Source organism: Clostridium luticellarii (assembly GCF_002995845.1).
In the GTDB taxonomy this organism is placed as follows: domain Bacteria; phylum Bacillota; class Clostridia; order Clostridiales; family Clostridiaceae; genus Clostridium_B; species Clostridium_B luticellarii.
This window is the reverse complement of the sequence record NZ_PVXP01000021.1, coordinates 1-19,842: the sequence shown is the minus strand read 5'-3', so window position 1 is coordinate 19,842 and position 19,842 is coordinate 1. Positions and strand designations below refer to the sequence as shown.

Sequence of the window (19,842 nt, the reverse complement as noted above, 5' to 3'; positions counted from 1 at the left end):
GTGATCTGTTTGACAAAACTGGCTGTATTCGATGTGGACTTTACCCTGACCAGACGGGAAACCCTAATGGAATTTTACATATTCATGGTAAAAAAAGATCCAAAATTAATACTATATGCCCCTTTTAGCATTTTTTCAGCTTTTCTGTTTGTACTGGGACTATTTACTGCAAAAAAAGCCAAAGAAAATTTTATTTCCTTTATAAAAGGCATAAGTGAAGAAAACATGAAGCTGCTTACAGCAGAATTCTACGAAAAAAGGCTGTGCAAAATATTCTATAAAGATGCTCTGGATACCATAAAAAAATTGAAAAAAGAAGGTTATAAAATATACCTGATTTCCGCTTCTGCAGAATTTTACCTTAGAGAGCTCTATAAAATAGAAGAAGTGGATAAAGTGATAGGCACTATATTTTCAGTGGAAAATGGAAAACACTATAATAAAATTATAGGTAAAAACTGCAAAGGTGAGGAAAAGGTGAGAAGGCTTCTGGAATCCCTGAAAAAAGACGGGATGGAAGTGGATTTCAAAAATTCCTATATGTTCTCCGATTCTCTTTCGGATCTGCCCTTATTTAAAATTGTGGGAAATCCATGCCTTATAAATTATAGGAAGAACAATCCATACAATATCAAAGTTCTGAACTGGAAGTGAAGTCAATGGACAATTAACAATGGACAGTTGACAGGAGACAATTAACAATTAAAGTATAAAGTTCAAAGAACAAATATCAATTAACGAAGATTTTCGGCTAAGGCCGAAAATCCACCAAAATCGATATTTAAACTTTGAACTTTGATATTTCTATTCAGTATTTATTCTCCCTGTTCCTGGGCTAATTGTTCATAATAAGCTGAAACTTCCTCAAATTCCCCTTCTTCGGGAATGACAAGTTCCTTTTCTTCCCCGTCACCTTCTACCTTAAACAGATATACGGATTGGTTCTGAGGGTTTTGAACTATGGCATATTCACTTTCCTTAAATTCAAATCCATCAACTACTTCACATGGAACTATGTTTCCATTTTCATCTTCCAGATCAACTATCAATGCTTCCTGATCTCCACAATCGCAGCCACAGTCACAACCATTACTTTCTACATTTTCACCACAACCGCATTTTTCCACTTCACTGCTGCAGCCACAGTCCTGTCCGTTTGAGTTCTTTTCATTCATAATATATACCCGGTGTAACCCTTAAGGTGGATATCCTATCAATATTATAACCAAATGTTAAAATTCTCTTCCTGGTACAGCTATAATTTTCTAGTCATATTCCTACCGGGATATTCACCTCCTTTTTATTGTTATGTTCTAATTTTACCCTTAATCACAATATAATAAAAGCTTTTTTAGTAAAAAGTTAAAAATTAAATCTGCATTAAAAAATACCGGACACAAAGTGTCCGGTATTTTTAATTATTGATATTATGCATTTGCCAATTTCTTGTATCCTTCGAGTCTCTCAAATGCATCTTTTTTAGTCTTTTCAAACAGTGCTTCCGCCTGATCAGGGAATTGTTTAGCAAGTGATGCATATCTAACTTCACCTAACAGGAATGTTCTGAAGTCTTCAGTAGGTTCTTTTGAATCCAGGCTGAATCCATTCTTGCCCTGTGCCTTCAATTCAGGATTATATCTGTAAAGTGACCAGTATCCGCAATCAACAGCTTTTTTGGCTTCTCTCTGGCTCTTGCCCATGCCAGCTTTCAATCCATGATTGATACATGGGGCATAAGCTATTACAAGAGATGGTCCTTTATAAGCTTCTGCTTCTTTTATTGCTTTAAGAGCCTGAGCCCTGTTGGCACCCATGGAAATCTGAGCTACATAAACATATCCGTAGGTCATGGCCATCATTCCAAGATCCTTCTTCTTTGTTCTCTTACCACTTGCTGCAAATTTAGCTACAGCTGCAGCAGGAGTTGATTTTGAAGACTGTCCACCTGTATTTGAATAAACTTCTGTATCAAGTACAAGTACATTTACATCTTCTCCAGATGCAAGTACATGGTCTAATCCGCCGTATCCTATATCATAAGCCCATCCATCTCCGCCTATTACCCAGTTGGATCTCTTGATCAAGAAATCTTTGTTTTCATATATGTCGTTCAGTACAGGATTATTTCCTTTTTCATTCTCAAGTAAAGCTATTATCTTATCAGCTCTTTCTCTTGTACCCTGTCCATTGTCAATATTTTCAATCCAATCTTCAAAAGCAGCTTTGAGTTCTGCACTTAAACTACCTTTCAGTGCTGCTTCTATGCTTGCCTTAATTCTTTCTCTTGTCTGTTTTACTCCTAATACCATACCAAGTCCATATTCAGCATTGTCCTCAAATAATGAGTTAGCCCAGGACGGACCATGTCCTCTGTAATTGGTTGTATATGGAGTTGTTGGCGCAGAAGCTCCCCAAATTGATGAACATCCTGTAGCATTAGCTATCATCATTGTGTCACCAAATAATTGAGTTACAAGTTTAACATACGGAGTTTCTCCGCATCCTGCACAGGCTCCTGAGAACTCAAGTAATGGCTGCTCAAACTGGCTTCCCTTTACATTGAATTTATCCATTGGATTGTCCTTATGAGATACTGATACAGCATAATCCCATGCATCTGCCTTATACAATTGAGTATCCAGCGGCTTCATAACAAGAGCTTTTTCCTTTGCAGGACATACATCTGCACAGTTTCCACAGCCCTGGCAGTCATATGGTGAAACAGCTATGGTAAATTTAAGTCCTTTTGCTCCAGTAGCATCTTTAAACTCAAATCCCTTAGGTGCTTTGGAAGCTTCTTCTTCAGTAGTGAGTATAGGTCTTATAGCTGCATGTGGACATACAAATGAACATTGGTTACACTGTATACACTTGTCCACTTGCCATTCAGGAACAGATATAGCTATTCCTCTCTTTTCATAAGCTGCAGTTCCTGCAGGGAATGTACCGTCTTCCATTCCTACAAAAGTACTTACAGGAAGTTTGTCTCCATCCTGTCTGTTCATAGGTTCAACTATATTTTTAATGAATTCAGGAACTTCTTTTGTTGCAGCAGCTTCTTCCGATGCATTTTTCCAGGAAGCTGGTACATCTATTTTGACTACTGATTTAACACCTTCGTCTATAGCTGCATTGTTCATGTCTACAACTTTTTGTCCTTTTTTACCATAAGAAGTTACAACTGCTTCTTTCAAATATTTAACTGCATCTTCTACCGGTATGATATTTGCAATTTTGAAGAAGGCAGCCTGACAGATCATGTTTATTCTTCCGCCAAGACCTATTCCCTGAGCTATTTTAACAGCATTCAATGTATAGAATTCAATATCATTGTCTGCTATATATTTCTTAATTGAAGCTGGCAATTCCTTCTCAAGTTCTTCTGGAGTCCAAATTGTATTTAACAGGAATCTGCCGCCTTTTTTAAGTCCTTCAAGTACATTGTATTTATGAACATAGGACTGATTGTGTACTGCGATGAAATCAGCTTTATCTATAAGATATGGTGATTTTATTGGTGATTTACCAAATCTCAGGTGGGAAACTGTTATTCCTCCGGATTTTTTGGAGTCATATGCAAAATATCCCTGGGCATACATATCAGTATGATCACCTATGATCTTTATAGCACTCTTGTTTGCTCCTACAGTACCATCGGATCCAAGTCCCCAGAACTTACAAGCTGTAGTTCCTGCTGGAGTCGTGTTTATATCTTCTCCTACATTTAAGGATGTATTTGTAACATCATCAACTATGCTTATAGTAAATCCATTCTTCGGATTATCTGCCTTTAAGTTTTCAAATACAGGAAGAATATGTGATGGAAGCACATCTTTTGAACCAAGTCCATATCTTCCTCCAACTATAACCGGCTGTTTTTCCTTTCCATAGAATGCATTTTTAACATCTAAGTAGAGAGGTTCACCAATTGAGCCTGGCTCTTTTGTTCTATCCAAAACCGCAATTTTTTTAACAGTCTCTGGTATATATTTAAAGAAATGTTCTATTGAGAATGGCCTGTACAAGTGTACTGTAAGCAGTCCAACTTTTTCACCTTTAGCAGTCAAATAGTCTATTACTTCTTCTATAGTTTCACAGACTGAACCCATAGCTATTATAATTCTCTCTGCATCTTTTGCGCCATAATAGTTGAACAGGTGATATTCTCTTCCAGTAAGCTTGCTTATTTCTGCCATGTAATTTTCAACTATTTCAGGAAGTGCCTCATAGTACTTATTTGATACTTCTCTTTCCTGGAAATATATATCCGGATTCTGTGCTGTACCACGAGTTACCGGATGATCTGGATTCAAAGCTCTTCTTCTGAAAGCATTTAATGCATCCACATCAACCAATTTTGCCAGATCATCATAATCCAGCAATTCAATTTTTTGGATTTCATGGGAAGTTCTAAATCCGTCAAAGAAATTTACAAATGGGACTCTGCCTTTTATTGCTGACAGATGTGCTACTGCAGCAAGATCCATAACCTGCTGTACCGAGCTCTCTGCAAGCAGTGCAAAACCTGTCTGTCTTGTTGCCATTACATCCTGATGATCACCAAATATATTAAGTGAATTAGCTGCTACTGCTCTGGCTGATACCTGGAACACTCCCGGTAAAAGTTCTCCTGCAATCTTATACATATTAGGTATCATAAGAAGTAAACCTTGTGATGCAGTATAAGTCGTAGTCAGGGCTCCTGCCTGTAGTGAACCATGTACTGCACCAGACGCACCTGCCTCTGACTGCATTTCCATAACTTTTACTTGTTGTCCAAAAATATTCTTCTTACCTTGAGCTACCCATTCATCCACGTGTTCTGCCATTGGAGATGATGGAGTTATTGGATAAATAGCTGCTACATCAGTAAATGCATAGGAAATATAAGCTGCTGCAGTATTCCCATCCATAGTTTTCGTTTTGCTCATAAAAATTCCTCTCCTTTTTAGTATTATAATTAGTATTATAAATTTTAAGTATAAATAGTTGTGCTTTTTAATTTTTTAAACTGATACAGTAATTATACCATAATTAGTACAGCAATGCACTAAAAGCAATAAATTTAATTAAAAAGCACAAGATATTTAATTGTGCTTTTATTTAATCTATAGTTTTACTATACAACAAAACTGCAAAATTTTAAATATGTAAAGCTTATTTTTAAAAAAATTTTTCAAAATTATTATTATCCATTTTTTACATAATTGGGTATGGCAAAAGCTATACTACAGATGAAATTTTTTTAAAATACAGTTCCATTTGACAATTCGCAGTTCACAATGAGAAAATAGAATGCAAAGCATTTCATTTTATTTTGCAAGTAATTTACCTAATTCACCGGCCTTTTGCAGTTGTTCATCATCAGGAGCTTCTTTAACTGCCAATTCTCCCACCACATTGAATCCATAATCTTCTACAACCTTTTTCCATTCCTTCAAAAATGCTCCTTCATCCCAGCCATAGGACCCAAATAATACTGCTTTCTTCCCCTGTATAGGCAGGAGTTTGAATTCTTTAATAAATGGAGCCATGTGATCCTGCTCTATCTTATTGTTGTCAAGAGACGGACTTCCGAAAGCCACGGCATCTGCGGAAGTTACATCTTCAACTTTTGCATCCTGCACATGTTTTACGGTTACTTTTGCGCCTTCACTTTCCGCTCCCTTTACAATATTATCTGCCAAAACCTCTACATTCCCGCCATTGCTCCAATATATTACAGCTATATTTTTCATATACTACCTCCACCTTTCAATTTGATATAATTATCACCACATATTTTATATCCCTTAATCTATATTTCTACACACAAAGCATTTTTCCTCCTAAAAAAATAAAAATAATAATATTTTTTTCACAAAGTACTTCTTTACATTAAAGTGTAGAATTGAAATTCATATAGAATAAATTCTAAAGGAGTTATCTGCTAATTTCTGTACTTTTCTATTAAATGCACAATCTTGGTTGTCCCATGACGGGCAGGACTTGCCATCATGTTATTTATATATTTCTCCCTTGACTTGTACAACTCTTCAATTTTATCCAGAAAAACCTTCTGCGTCATTTTTTCCTCCTGCAGTACCATGCTGTAGCCGCTTTTTTCAAAAGAAGCTGCATTTAAAATCTGATCACCCCTGCTGGATGCCCTGGAAAGAGGAATCAGGAGATTAGGCTTTTTAAGTGCAAGCAATTCGAATATGACATTGGCACCTGCCCTTGATACCACTATATCCGCTGCATTCATCACATGTGAGAGTTCCTTATTCAGATATTCAAACTGAACATACCCCTTCCTCACCTCAAGAGCTTTGTCCATATTTCCTCTTCCGCATATATGAACTATGTTAAATACTTTTAAAAGCTCATTTAAAGAATTTCTCACCACGTTATTTATAAATCTGGATCCAAGGCTTCCACCTATTACAAGAAGAATTGGCTTTTCATTGGTAAATCCGCATATTCTCCTGCCAATTATCCTGCTTCCATCCAAAAGCTCCTGTCTTATTGGTGTTCCCGTAAGCACTGCATTATGTCCTTTCATACTTTTCAATGATTCGGGAAATGTAACACATATTCTGGTACAATAAGGCAGGGATATCTTATTTGCAAGTCCCGGTGTCATGTCCGATTCATGGATAATGACCGGAACTCTGTTGAAATGAGCAGCAATGACCACAGGTACCGATACAAATCCTCCCTTTGAAAACACTATGTTTGGTTTTTCCCTTCTGATTATAAGTACAGCCTGAAATATACCCCTGATCACCTTGAAAGGATCTGTAAAATTTTTTATATCAAAATACCTTCTCAATTTTCCACTTGAAATGGCATGGTATTTTATCTTTTCGTCTTCTATTATTTTTCTCTCAATGCCATTTTCACTTCCTATGTACTGTATTTCATATCCCAGATCCCTTAGTTTGGGAATCAAAGCCAGATTAGGCGTAACATGCCCGGCGGAACCTCCACCTGTGAGAATTATTTTCTTCAAAGTATATTTCCTCCTCTTACAAAATATAATATTTGGCGATAAGAATATTGTGAAAAGCTTAACCTTCCCGTTCACTTCCAGTCAAAATCAAGAAGTCAGCCTGAAATCCTCCACTACAATTTGAATATTTTTGTTTCCATTAAATTCATTGACAGAAGGTGAAAACACAAAATCCATTTTTATACTGTTAAAGTCATTGCTGAAAATCTTGTTTCCTCTCTGAGGACCGTAATTTTCCAGTATCAACTTTCTGAATTTTTTACCCCCCTTAAAATCCACTGCATCAATTTTCTTCAAGGTATTTTTAAGCCGGCAGAACAATTTCAGTACATTTTTATCCTTTCCTAAAAAATACACTTTAAATACATTTACATTTTTTTCACCAAAAACAGGTGCGGAATTTCCCTTCCCAAAAGGCTGCAGTTTTTCAATTTCCTTCAACATGCTAAAAGAGATATGCTCCAGGGGAAGCCTCCTGTCTATCCTGATTTTAGGTATTATGTCTTCATCAGTTAGACTGCAGTTTTTATTTAACTTTTTTCTCAATTTGTCTATGTTTTCAACATCTATGGATAAACCTGCCGCCAGAGGGTGACCTCCGAATTTGTCCATCAGTTCCCTGCATTTTAAAAGCTCCTCAAACATATTATAGCCTTCTATGGATCTTCCCGAGCCCTTGGCCTTATCTGTCCCTTTAGTTATCACTATGGAAGGAATATTGTATTTTTCCTTGAGTCTTCCTGCAACAATACCTGCTATACTTTCATGTATGTCATCTTTATACACTACAAGTACCCTGTCATTTTTCAGAGATGAATTTTCCACTTCTTCTATCACTTCATTTAAACCGTCCATGGTCATATGCTGTCTTTGTATGTTCAGTTCATGAAGTTTTTTTGCAAGTTTCTCCGCTCTTACAGGGTCCCTGCAGAGTAAAAGCTCAAGTGCAACAGAAGCGCTGTCCAACCGCCCCGTGGCATTTATACAGGGTCCTATAATAAAACCTACATGGTAGGAATTTATAACCTTTCCCTCCAGAAGTGTTTCTTTTATAAGTGCTTTTATTCCAATATTTTCGGTGTGGTTTATCATTTCAAGTCCATTCCTGGCTATTATCCTGTTTTCACCCAGCAGATCCACCACATCGCATATGGTGCCTACAGCTGCATATTCTATGAATGCATAGGCTTCTTCTTCCCCTATATTGAATTTTCTATAAAGCATCTGAACAAATTTAAAGGCCACTCCTGCACCACAGAGCTGTTTAAACGGATATGGACATTCTTTTTGTTTTGGATCAATGACCGCATCTGCATCAGGTATCAGAAATTTTTTTTCACCTTGTTTTGAATCATCAAAAGGTATATCATGGTGATCCGTAACCACTACAGTCATTCCAAGTTCTTTTGCCCTCTCAATCTGATCTATGGCCGAAATGCCGTTGTCACAGGTTATTATAACTTCAATGCCTTCATCTTTCAACTGCTCCAGGCTGTGAATATTTATACCGTATCCTTCCGCAACCCTGTCAGGAATATGATATTTTACTCTGGCACCGCACCTCAAAAGTCCACAATACAGTATATAAGTACTTATTACACCATCCACATCGTAGTCACCATATATGGCCATATTTTTGTTTTCCTTTATGGCCTCGCATATTATATCCGTACCTCTTTCCATGTCTTTCATAATTCCGGGATCCAGCAGTTTATGTATTGATGGATTTATGAAATCATCTATATCCTCTGCACTGGTTATCCCCCGATTTGCGAGAATCTGTGCTGCAACTTCACTTATTCCCGCCTTTTTAGAAATAGCTTCTATATTATTTCTGCATCTTCTCAGCATCCACTTAGCACTCAAAAAAACAACACCAGCCTTTATCAATTGACAATTCACAGTTCGCAATTTACATAATTCAAATATTAAAGTTCAAATATTAAATATCAGATAATGAAGATTTTCGACCGCACCGAAAATCAACCAAAATTGATATTTGATATTTATATTTTGATCAATTTTCAAGGCGCCCTTAAAATCTGTATGGAGGGCTCTTTCATAACCTTGTTTATTACCTCGATTATATCCTCTTCTTCAATCTCGTCCAGCTGTTCCACTTCATATGCATTGCAGTGATCATTAAATCTCCCATGCATAAGTTCCCATTCCACAGTTTCTTTACAGTATTCAACAGATCTTTCTCTCCGGATCTCTTTTTTAAGCTCTAGCCCCGTACCTATGCTCTTTATTTTTTCCCCGGTAAAATATCCGGTAGAATTTTTTAATTCATCTATTATATTATCCGTTATGTGAAGGGCTTTGTCTATATTTTGAGAAGACGTGCTCATCTTTATTGAAAAAAGTTTTACACCTCTTTCATCCTGTATACTGCTGCCCAAATCATAGGCAATACCCTTTTCAGTCCTTATCCTGTCAAACATCATGCTGCTGGTTCCCTGTCCAAAAAAACTGTTGAATAAGGTAAAGGCTTTAAACTGCCGCAGGTTTAAAGCATGTATATCAAATATGTACTGAATTCTGGCACCCGTTATGCCCGGCATTTTTTCTACAAATATTCCGGGTTTGTTTTTTTCATAAGAGGGCACCTTTACTGTATAGTTTTTTACAGGATCCTTTATCCAGTTTCCAAAATATTCATCAATAATTGAAACTATACAGTCAAAATCCAGAGAAGAACAAAAACACAGGGTACAGTTTTGCGGGAAATAAAATGTATTATAAAATTTTTTTATCTTCTCCAGGGTAATTGCTTCCAGGCTGCTTTCATTTCCTATTATAAGCTCCTTAATTCTTCTATTTTTAAAGGAATTTCTGAAAAGAGTGTCTTCACAGTGCTGATACGCGTCATCCTCCCAGTCTCTATGCTCTTGAAGTATTATATTCATTTCTTCCCTGAAACCAGCTCCCGGAAAAACCGGATTTAGAATCACATCACTGTAGAGCTCCACTGCTCTTTTTAGATCTGATGAAAAACAAGTGCCATAATATATGGTATATGGATAATTCGTCATGGCATTTTCAAATCCGAAAATACTGTCAAATTCGGCATTTATCTCATTTTCATCTCTGTGTCTGGTACCTTTGCATATGACATGCTCCAGGGCATGGGCGGTTCCAAAATCAAATTCCGCACCTTCTTCCAGAGCTCCCGCATTGAATCCAATACACATCGAAGTTATTCTGCCCGGTCTGTATTCATATAACAGTTTCATTCCATTGTCAAGCACATATTTTCTCAATTTTTGTCCTCTCTTTCAGGGAAGTAATTACTCAGCTTAAAAAACCGTTCATTTAGATATGCAATCTAGCAGTTCACCAGATTTAAAAGCATATCTTTCTTTAAATTTTCCACTACATCTTTATCCACAAGATTCTGTAAAATTTCAAATGCAAAGTATATAGCTGTAGCAGGACCCCTGCTGGTTATGATATTTCCATCCTGAACTACAATTTCCCTGCTGAAATTAACAGGCTGCAAATCTGATTCAAAGCCAGGATAGCAGGTTACCTCTTTTCCCTCAATTATCTCTGCTCTTTTCAATACTATTGGGCCGGCACATATGGCCGCCACTATTTTATTTTCACTGTTGAACTTTTTCACCAGATCTATAACAGCACTGTCATCTCTGAGATTTGCAGCACCAGGCATACCTCCCGGTATTATGATGGCATCATATTTATCTACATCTGTAGTTTTTAAAAGGCTGTTGGCTTTTACATGTATTTCATGGCATCCCATTACATCCTTGTCAAGATTTATGGAACAGGTTATACAGTGTACTCCCCCTCTTCTCAGCACATCCACACAAGTCAGCGCTTCTACCTCTTCAAATCCTTTTGCAAGTAATACTATAGCTTTTTTCATAATATATCAGTCGAGTAGATGCTCGACTTCCACCTCACTTTTCAATAAATTTTTTTCATTCCATTTTGCGTGAGACAGGCAGTCTACGCCCCTCTAATAAATTATACCATAAAATTTTTTAAGAACCATCCAATTTAATACTTCTTATAGCAAATCTGTAAAATTTTAAATGTTCCAATTCAAAGAACCTAAGACGATAAAAAGCCCGCCTTAGGTTCTTTGATGAATTTTCACAAATGCTATATTAAATAGAACTTAGGATCGTTTTGCCCATCCCATGGATCTCTTCACAGCTTCATGCCATCCATCTAAAAGCTCAGTTCTCTTTTCTTCAGACATGTCCGGTTCAAAAGTTTTTGATATGGCCCAATTTTTAGCCACTTCTTCTCTGCCGCTCCAATATCCCACTGCAATGCCGGCCAGATAAGCTGCACCCAGGGCAGTGGTTTCTATAACCTGAGGCCTGTCAACTTTTACATTCAATATGTCAGACTGAAACTTCATAAGAAAATCATTGGCACAAGCTCCACCATCCACTTTTAATGCCTTAAGAGCAATTTCCGAATCTTCCTCCATAGCTTTCAGCACATCATAGGTCTGATATGCAAGGGACTCAACTACGGCCCTTATAAAATGTTCCTTTTTAGTTGCCCTGGTAATTCCAACCATGGTTCCTCTGGCATAAGCATCCCAGTAAGGTGCTCCCAATCCCACGAATGCAGGTACCAGATACACTCCTCCAGTATCTTCAACAGCTGTACAATATCTCTCTGATTCAGGAGATTTCTTTATCATTCTGAGTTCATCCCTGATCCACTGTACTGCTGCTCCGCCTACAAATATACTTCCTTCAAGGGCATATTCAACCTTGCCGTCTATTCCAATTGCTATAGTGGTCAGAAGACCATTTTTGGACTCCACTGCCTTCTCTCCTGTATTCATAAGAAGAAAACATCCTGTACCATAAGTATTCTTTGCAGTTCCCGGCTGGAAACAAGTCTGTCCAAATAAAGCAGACTGCTGATCTCCCGCATCTCCTGCTATAGGGATGTTCACTCCAAACAAACTCTTGTCAGTCTCACCATAAACAAAACTGGATGGTTTTACTTCCGGCAGCATTGATTCAGGTATATCCAGCATTTCCAGAAGATCTTTATCCCATTTCAATTCATGTATGTTAAAAAGCATTGTCCTGGACGCATTGGTGTAATCAGTTACATGGACCTTGCCTTTAGTCAAATTCCATATAAGCCAGGTATCCACATTCCCAAAAGCCAGATTTCCTCTTTCCGCTTCTTTTCTCGCACCAGGTATATTGTCCAAAATCCATTTGATCTTTGTGCCTGAAAAATATGCATCTAAAATCAATCCGGTCTTTTCCTTTATCATCTTGTCCAGACCTTTGGCTTTTATTTCATCACATATACCGGCAGTTCTCCTGCACTGCCATACTATGGCATTATAAATTGGAAGTCCTGTCCTTTTATCCCATACTATAGTGGTCTCTCTCTGGTTGGTTATACCTATAGCTTCAATATCTTCGGCACTTATATTTCCCCTCAGAAGAGCTTCTGTTGCCACTCCAAATTGAGTTGCCCATATCTCTGTGGGATCATGTTCTACCCATCCATTTTCAGGGTAAATCTGCTTGAATTCTTTTTGAGCTACACTCACTGGCAGTCCCTGTTTATTAAACAGTATGCATCTGGAACTAGTTGTCCCTTGATCCAATGCCATAATATATTTTGCCATTTTACATCCTCCTTCATAATTTTAGTAAATCTAATTTTGCACAATATAAACTATGGAATTTCAAGGCTACGCTGATTAAAACCTTAAAGCCAGAAATAATCCTGCAAACCCTGAAATTCCATAAAATATCTTCTTTTTTATAAATCCCACAACTTACGGGTGGTGGTAGATATAGCTATAGCTCCCGTAGACAGGCAATTCATTACATCTTTCTTCTCTTTTATAAGTCCTCCTGCTATAATAGGTATTTTCATTTTTTTCTCGAAATCCCCTATTATTCTACTTGCTATTCCAGGTAAAACCTCCAATGCATCTGGATTATTCTCATGTATATTTTTTATTCCCGTCTTAAGAGATAGCGAGTCTAATATAAATACTCTCTGTATTGTCACTAGGTCCAGCTGATTTCCATATTTGATGCTGGATGATTTGGTGCTTATTATTCCGTCAGGCTTTGCAAATTGTTTTATGTACCTAATCCCTGCCAGATCACCTTTTAATCCATCTATTAAATCCACATGGACAAAAGCCAGCTTGTTGTTGTCTCTTAATCTGCTGCATATCTGCGTGATACTCATTATATCTCCATATAGCACAAAAACTATCACAGCCCGGCTTAAGGCAGCCAATTTCAAATCCTCATCATTTCTCACAGCTGCTATAATAGGATTCCCTATAAGTTCTTCCTTGAATTTAAGCATTTATAAAGACTTCCTTTTTAATCAATTTAAACAGTTAAAACAGTGCTGCAAACAGTAATGCTCCAGCTATTCCTCCTGCTATAGGCCCAAAAACCGGAACCCAAGCATATGCCCAGTCTGAATCTCCTTTACCTGCTATCGGAAGTATGGCATGTGCAATTCTCGGTGACAAATCCCTGGCCGGATTCATTGCATATCCAGTAGGACCACCCAGTGCACAACCCAGAACGAAGATGATGGCACTTACAACAAAAATAGCACCCATACCATCTGCGGTTTTAACTGTGCCCATCGCAGCCAATGAAAATACCAAAGTAGCTGTGGCCAAAAACTCAGTCAGGAAGTTTGCCGGATAATTCCTTATAGCTGGTGCTGTACAGAATATACCCAGTTTTGCTGCCTTATCCTCCGTAATTGCCCAATGTGGTAAATAGGTAAGCCATACAAGAACTCCTCCCACTATACCACCCAGCATCTGAGCTATGATATAACCCAAGACCTGATCTGCCGGAAACTTACCTATAACTGCAAGACCTATGGTAAGTGCCGGATTGAACTGATTACTGAAATTTGAGAACAAATATGCAGGAACTCCTACTGCAATACCCCATCCTGCGGCTATTACTATCCATCCTGCGTTTTGTCCTTTACTCTTATTAAGAGTACAGTTCGCGCATATGCTGTCTCCTAAGTAGACAAGCAATGCAGTTCCAACAAATTCTGCTAATACATGTGACATATTATTATTCCCCCTAACTTAATAATTATGTTAATTTAAATTAACATCTTTAATAAATAATAATATAGAGCAGTAATTTCAAAGGCATTTAGAAACCGATTACACAAAAAAACCTGATTCTAGTTTTTAAAAAGAGCCTACTTAACAGAAGCCAAATACTTTGACTTTTTAAAAGCGGCTCTCTTTTCTCTGCCTTTTATTGATATGTATACATTATAATACAATAATCGCAATATTACAATACACTTCTAAATTATCTAACAACTTTATTTTTATACATTTCACCTGACCTGCACAATTTTATCATCCGAAGCTGTCGAAATCACATTTTTACCTCTGCCTGCCCTGTTTTGAAGAGATATATTCGACAATTTAATTTTCTTTTCATTTCCCCCGGATGAAATAAGTTTCAAGGTGGATTTTTTCTTATCTTCGCTGTCTATAAGTCGTGAATATATGACTTCCTGACCTTCTTTCAAATTTATCCCTATTACTCCGGAAGCCAATCTTCCCATGGCACCTACGGAATTCCCCGTGAATTTTATTGCCATACCGCAGTCACTCATCAAGAGCACCTGGGGATTTTGAATTTTACAGTATTCCACATTTATGAGAAGATCTTTCCCGTCTTTAAATTTATATGCCTTGTTCCACAGATCAATACCTTCAAATTCGCTCAAAAGAGTTTTCTTTACCATTCCATGCCTGGTAAAAAAGTATATATACCCTGAATTGAAATTTTCTATGGAAATTATTTTCAGTATACTGTTCACATCCACATTTCCCATAAGCTTTGAAATTTTCATTCCGGACTTACCCATGTTTTGAAGCATGAATGAAGGCATAGAGAAAACTCTTCCGTCGTCAGTAAAGAAAAGTACGCTGCATTTTGTGTTTGTAAGTACATTTTTATATGCTCTTCCGGCATTTGATATCTTCAATATTCCAGTTTTATTTACATTTACATAAAACTTTTTGTATTCACCCGGAGCCGACAAAACTATTTTCGATATTTTATCCTCTTCCGGCAGCGTGAAGAGCCTGGAAGTGACTATATTTCTGTCCCCGGCATTTATTTCAGGTACTTTCAATCCAAAATCAAGTCCTATTTGGGTTTTGACTCTTACATATCCTATCTGTGAACCTCTCTCTATAGTTTTAACGTCTATGAGCTCTTCCCCTTTTTTCAGCTTCAAGGCCATGAGCCTGGTATAATTTGTAATAAAGGATTCAATTTTTGTCCTCTTTATTCCTCCGGTACTGGTAAAAAACACAAAGTCCTGTTTTGATGTAAAATCACTTATATTGTATACTGAAATTATGTTTTCTTTTGTCAAATCAAGGTTTTTTATCAAGCTGTCAAGCCTTTCACCTTTTTCTTTCCATTTAAACTCCGGAATATCCTTGCCCTTTATATTGTACACATTTCCCTTATCCGTAAAAAACATAAATGTATCCCTGGTATTGGCATCTATGAGATATTTATTAAAGTCACCCTCTCTATATTTTATGTCTTCAACCTTTCCATTATATCTGCTGAAGCTTTTTGCCGGGACTCTTTTTATGAAGGACTCATTGGACATGGTTACAACTATTTCTTCTTCAACCACAAGTTCTTCTTCATCTATCCTGGCCTTTTCATCTTCTTCTACAACACTGGTTCTTCTATCATCTCCATATTTTTCGGCAATTTCCACAAGTTCTTTTTTTATCAGCTTTAACATCTCTGATTCACTATTCAATATTTTAGTAAGTCTTTTTATGATTTTCGACAGTTTTTTATGTTCTTTTTCAAAAGCTTCTATTTCAAGCCCTGTAAGTCTATAGAGCATGAGCTCCAGTATGGCTTTTGCCTGTAAATCTGTAAAACCATACTCATCCATAAGGTTGGAGGCAGCATCCTTTTTTGATTTTGAACTTCTGATGGTTTTTATAATTTCATCCATTATACCTATGGCTTTTATAAATCCCTCTACAATATGAAATCTGGAATTTGCCTCATCCAGTTCAGTTTTGGTCCTCTTTTTTACAATTTCCTTTTGATAATCCAGATAGTATTTCAATATGGTCTTCAAGGACATGGTTTCAGGTTTCCCACCTGCCAGAGCTACCATATTAAAGGACACATTGCACTGCAGATCCGTCTTTTTAAACAGGTATTTCAGAACCTTTTTAACCAGCTTCATATCTGCAGACTTTTTAAATTCTATCACGGCCCTTATGCCTCTTCTGTCAGACTCATCTCTTATATCCGATATGGGCTCAAGTACTCTGGAATGTCTTTTGTCCGCAGTCATTTCAGAAATGGTCTGAAGCAATTTGGCCTTGCTCCTTCTATATGGAAATTCCGTTATAACTATGGCCAGTTTACCATTGTCCAGTGTTTCTATAGAAGTCCTGGCTCTCAGACTGACCCTTCCTGTACCCGTCTCATAGGCCGAAAGAAGGGACTTCTTCCCTATCAGTATTCCGCCGGTGGGCAGGTCAGGTCCCTTGATATAGCTCATAAGCTGTTCAGTGGTTATATCCGGATTGTCAATATATGCTCCTACAGCTCCAATCACTTCTCTTAAATTGTGTGGAGGAATATTGGTGGCAAGCCCCACTGCTATTCCAAAGGCTCCGTTTACAAGCAGGTTGGGATACCTGGCGGGAAGAACCTCCGGTTCTTTTTCAGAACCAGAATAATTGTCTACCATGTTCACCACATTTTTTTCTATGTCTTTCATCATTTCCAGGGAAATGGGCGTAAGCCTGGCTTCTGTGTAACGCATGGCGGCAGCGCTGTCACCATCCTGACTGCCCCAGTTTCCATGACCGTCTATAAGTGGCATTCTGGTGGTGAAATTCTGTGCCAGTATAACCATGGCATCATATACAGAGGTGTCACCGTGGGGATGATACTTTCCAAGTATATCACCTACTATCCTGGCGGATTTATAATAGGGTTTATCCGGAAATGCCTTCAGCATGTAGCTTCCATATATTATTCTTCTATGTACGGGCTTTAGCCCATCCCTCACATCGGGAAGTGCCCTATCCTTCGCCACTTCCACTGCATAGGGAAGATAATTATCCGGCATGGCTTCTTCTATTGGAATTTTTATTATATTGTTGTCCTTTGGAATTACTGATTTAGTTGCCAAGTAAAACCCTCCTTCTTCAATTGTACATTGTCTAAAATTCTGCGTATTTATACATATAATTTTTTCTCGGGGCCACCACATCTCCCATGAGCAGTGATATCATTTTCTCCGCCTTTACTGCATCCTCTATGGTTATCTGCTGGAGAGTTCTGGTTTCAGGATTTAGTGTGGTCTCCCAGAGCTGGTCCGGGTTCATTTCACCAAGTCCCTTATACCTCTGGACAAGGGCACCTGCCCCCACTTCCTTTTTTGCTTTTGAAAGCTGCCCGTCACTGTAGGCATATTTTGTCACATCTTTTCCCCTTCTCTGTTTATACACCTTGTAAAGAGGGGGAAGTGCTATGTAAAGGTGCCCATTTAAAATAAGCTGTCTCATATACCTATATATATAGGTCATCCACAACGCCCTTATGTGGTAGCCATCTACATCGGCATCACTCAATATTATAATTTTGCCATATTTCAAATCCTTCTCAGCATAGTTTTTAAGTATTCCTGTACCGATGGCCGTATTGAATATTTTTAGTTCTTCACTTCCAAGTACATTTTCAAGTTTTTGCTTTTCAGTATTCATTATTTTCCCCTTGGAAGGCATTATGCTCTGAAATCGCCTGTCCCTGGCCTGTTTTGCAGAACCTCCTGCAGAATCTCCCTCCACAACTATAAATTCACATTTGGAAGAATCTTTTAAAGTACACACTGCAATTTTACCTGCAAGAGGTGCAGTTCCTCTTCCAACCTTCTTTTTCTCTGCCTCATTTATCTTTTTTATTTTTTCCCTTCTGGACGCAGCATTGAGGGCGTTATTTATTATAATGGAAGCCATATCTCTATTATCTTCTATCCATTCACAAAATTTAGTGTAGGAAAGATCATTCATCATGGTATAAGCTTCTGTATTTCCCAGTTTGGTCTTGGTCTGACCTTCAAATATAGGATTGCTTATTTTTATTTTTACTATGGCGGTCATTCCCTCCCTCAAATCGTCTCCCTCAAATTCCTTATCTTTTTCCTTTGCCAAATTCAGTTTTTTTGACCATTCCTTAAATGCTCTGGTCATTCCCGCTTTGAATCCGCTTTCATGTGTTCCCGACTCCGTAGTCGGAATATTATTTACATAGCTCGCTATATGATAGGAGGTGGAATCAGTAAATTGAACACACACTTCCCCTTTCATATTGAGTTCTCCTATTTTCTTCTCACCTTCAAATAGTATGGGGTCCTTGTTAAGAGGAGTTCTGCTTTCATTTAAATATTCTATAAAATCCAGAAGTCCCCTTTCAGAGTGATATTCTTTCTCCATTTCACTTCCCGGCCATTTGCACACCAGTTTTAAGGTTATACCTTTATTTTGAAAAGCCAGCTCTCTAAGTCTTTCTTCTATTGTATCCAGATTAAAATCCACTGTGGAAAATACCTTTTCATCAGGCATAAAAGTAACTTTGGTTCCAGTTCCATCAGTATCCCCTATTACTTCAAGAGAAGTTACGGGAGTTCCCGGCATATCCTTTTTCAAGAACTTGTCATAAGCATATTCAAATCTCTGGGCATATATATGCCCGTTTCGCTTAATCTCCACTTCCATCCATTTGGACAGTGCATTAACTACTGCCGCTCCTACTCCATGGAGACCTCCTGAAGTCTTATAGACCCGGTTGTTGAATTTTCCCCCTGTATGAAGCTGTGTAAACACCATTTCCACTCCATTTATTTTTTTTATAGGATGAATTTCTGTAGGAATACCCCTTCCATTGTCTGTTACAGACACACTTCCATCCTCATTCAATATTACAGATGCTTTGTTTCCAAAGCCATTTGAAATCTCATCTATAGAATTATCGAGTATCTCCCATATGCAGTGGTGAAGGCCCCTGCTGCCGGTGGAACCTATATACATTCCCGGCCTTATTCTAACCGGTTCCAATTTTTCCAGAGAAGTTAGAGAATTTACATCATAAACCTCATCCTTCGGATTTTCACTACTCATCTAATTATTTCCCTCCAAAATTATTTCATATAATCCATTAATCCATTTTTCAGGATCAATTTACCCTGAAATTCAAAAAAACTTCTGAACTCATACAAAGAAGGTATGTGCCTCAGGTTTAAACTTCAAAAATCATTATATATATATATAACTTATTATGCAAATATATTATCAAAGGGGATCGTGTCAATTTACTGTAGGTTAAAAAAATACAGACTTTCCCTGTAACACATTTTAACCTACGCTCCCCTAAGGGCCTTGAGGATAATACCCAAACGCGTCTTTTTACCAATATTCAATATTTCTATATTATTAAATTTTTCCAGACAGCTATTTTTAATAGAAGATACCGTAGACTTCTTGGATAAATAAAAACACTTTTCCCTTTTCTTTTTATCTGATGTTTCTTTAAAAAGATTATAAACTTTCCCTCCGTTTGCAGTATAAGCTCTAAGTCGTGCTATTTGATCTACTCCTCTTATGCTCCATCCAAGCGGCCTGCTACTCAGTCTATCCGATAGGATATGGCTTACATGACCTTCTGCACTGCAGCCTGTAACTTTGTCATAGTTATAATAGTTAACAATACCTTCCCAGTTATTATTTATATATTTCCTGCATTCTTTTATCTCTT

14 protein-coding genes are annotated in these 19,842 nt (G+C 37.5%); 1 reads left to right on the top strand and 13 read right to left on the bottom strand.

Translation table 11 applies throughout. The annotated features are described in order from the left end of the window. Window positions 1-9: 9 nt before the first annotated feature. Window positions 10-654, top strand: coding sequence for an HAD-IB family hydrolase (locus tag CLLU_RS08820; protein ID WP_106009381.1), 645 nt, complete (start codon window positions 10-12; stop codon window positions 652-654). Window positions 655-815: 161 nt separating this feature from the next. On the opposite strand, the gene CLLU_RS08815 is transcribed toward CLLU_RS08820, so the two are convergent. The 13 genes from CLLU_RS08815 to CLLU_RS08755 form a co-directional block, all read right to left on the bottom strand. Beyond that, a complete protein-coding gene (locus CLLU_RS08815; protein WP_106009380.1) occupies window positions 816-1,175 on the bottom strand; it encodes a DUF1292 domain-containing protein in 360 nt (119 codons plus the stop codon). Between the two features lie 252 nt (window positions 1,176-1,427). Next, a complete protein-coding gene (gene nifJ / locus CLLU_RS08810) occupies window positions 1,428-4,931 on the bottom strand; it encodes a pyruvate:ferredoxin (flavodoxin) oxidoreductase (protein WP_106009379.1) in 3,504 nt (1,167 codons plus the stop codon). Between the two features lie 381 nt (window positions 4,932-5,312). Further along, window positions 5,313-5,738, bottom strand: a complete 426-nt coding sequence (locus CLLU_RS08805; protein WP_106009378.1) for a flavodoxin — start codon at window positions 5,736-5,738, stop codon at window positions 5,313-5,315. A gap of 191 nt (window positions 5,739-5,929) precedes the next feature. Next, window positions 5,930-6,994, bottom strand: coding sequence for an undecaprenyldiphospho-muramoylpentapeptide beta-N-acetylglucosaminyltransferase (locus CLLU_RS08800; protein ID WP_106009377.1), 1,065 nt, complete (start codon window positions 6,992-6,994; stop codon window positions 5,930-5,932). An 87-nt stretch (window positions 6,995-7,081) separates the two neighbouring features. Continuing rightward, window positions 7,082-8,860 carry a single-stranded-DNA-specific exonuclease RecJ gene (gene recJ / locus CLLU_RS08795; RefSeq protein ID WP_106009376.1) on the bottom strand — a complete coding sequence of 593 codons (1,779 nt, stop codon included), beginning with the start codon at window positions 8,858-8,860 and terminating at the stop codon, window positions 7,082-7,084. A 158-nt stretch (window positions 8,861-9,018) separates the two neighbouring features. Next, window positions 9,019-10,257, bottom strand: a complete 1,239-nt coding sequence (locus CLLU_RS08790; RefSeq protein ID WP_106009375.1) for a M16 family metallopeptidase — start codon at window positions 10,255-10,257, stop codon at window positions 9,019-9,021. Between the two features lie 65 nt (window positions 10,258-10,322). After that, window positions 10,323-10,883 (bottom strand): DJ-1 family glyoxalase III, encoded by a 561-nt coding sequence (locus CLLU_RS08785; RefSeq protein ID WP_106009374.1) that lies wholly within the window; start codon window positions 10,881-10,883, stop codon window positions 10,323-10,325. Window positions 10,884-11,138: 255 nt separating this feature from the next. Next, entirely contained in the window at window positions 11,139-12,635 is a 1,497-nt protein-coding gene (gene glpK, locus CLLU_RS08780) for a glycerol kinase GlpK (RefSeq protein WP_106009373.1), read from the bottom strand. A gap of 137 nt (window positions 12,636-12,772) precedes the next feature. Continuing rightward, complete coding sequence (locus CLLU_RS08775) at window positions 12,773-13,336, bottom strand: glycerol-3-phosphate responsive antiterminator (RefSeq protein WP_106009372.1); 564 nt, start codon at window positions 13,334-13,336, stop codon at window positions 12,773-12,775. A gap of 34 nt (window positions 13,337-13,370) precedes the next feature. After that, a complete protein-coding gene (locus CLLU_RS08770; RefSeq protein WP_106009371.1) occupies window positions 13,371-14,075 on the bottom strand; it encodes an MIP/aquaporin family protein in 705 nt (234 codons plus the stop codon). 281 nt (window positions 14,076-14,356) lie between these two features. After that, window positions 14,357-17,221 carry a DNA topoisomerase IV subunit A gene (locus CLLU_RS08765; RefSeq protein ID WP_106009370.1) on the bottom strand — a complete coding sequence of 955 codons (2,865 nt, stop codon included), beginning with the start codon at window positions 17,219-17,221 and terminating at the stop codon, window positions 14,357-14,359. Window positions 17,222-17,252: 31 nt separating this feature from the next. Continuing rightward, window positions 17,253-19,208, bottom strand: coding sequence for a DNA gyrase/topoisomerase IV subunit B (locus CLLU_RS08760; protein WP_106009369.1), 1,956 nt, complete (start codon window positions 19,206-19,208; stop codon window positions 17,253-17,255). Between the two features lie 239 nt (window positions 19,209-19,447). Next, window positions 19,448-19,842 (bottom strand): UPF0236 family transposase-like protein (locus CLLU_RS08755; RefSeq protein ID WP_207655975.1); only part of this gene is annotated, 395 nt, incomplete at its 5' end.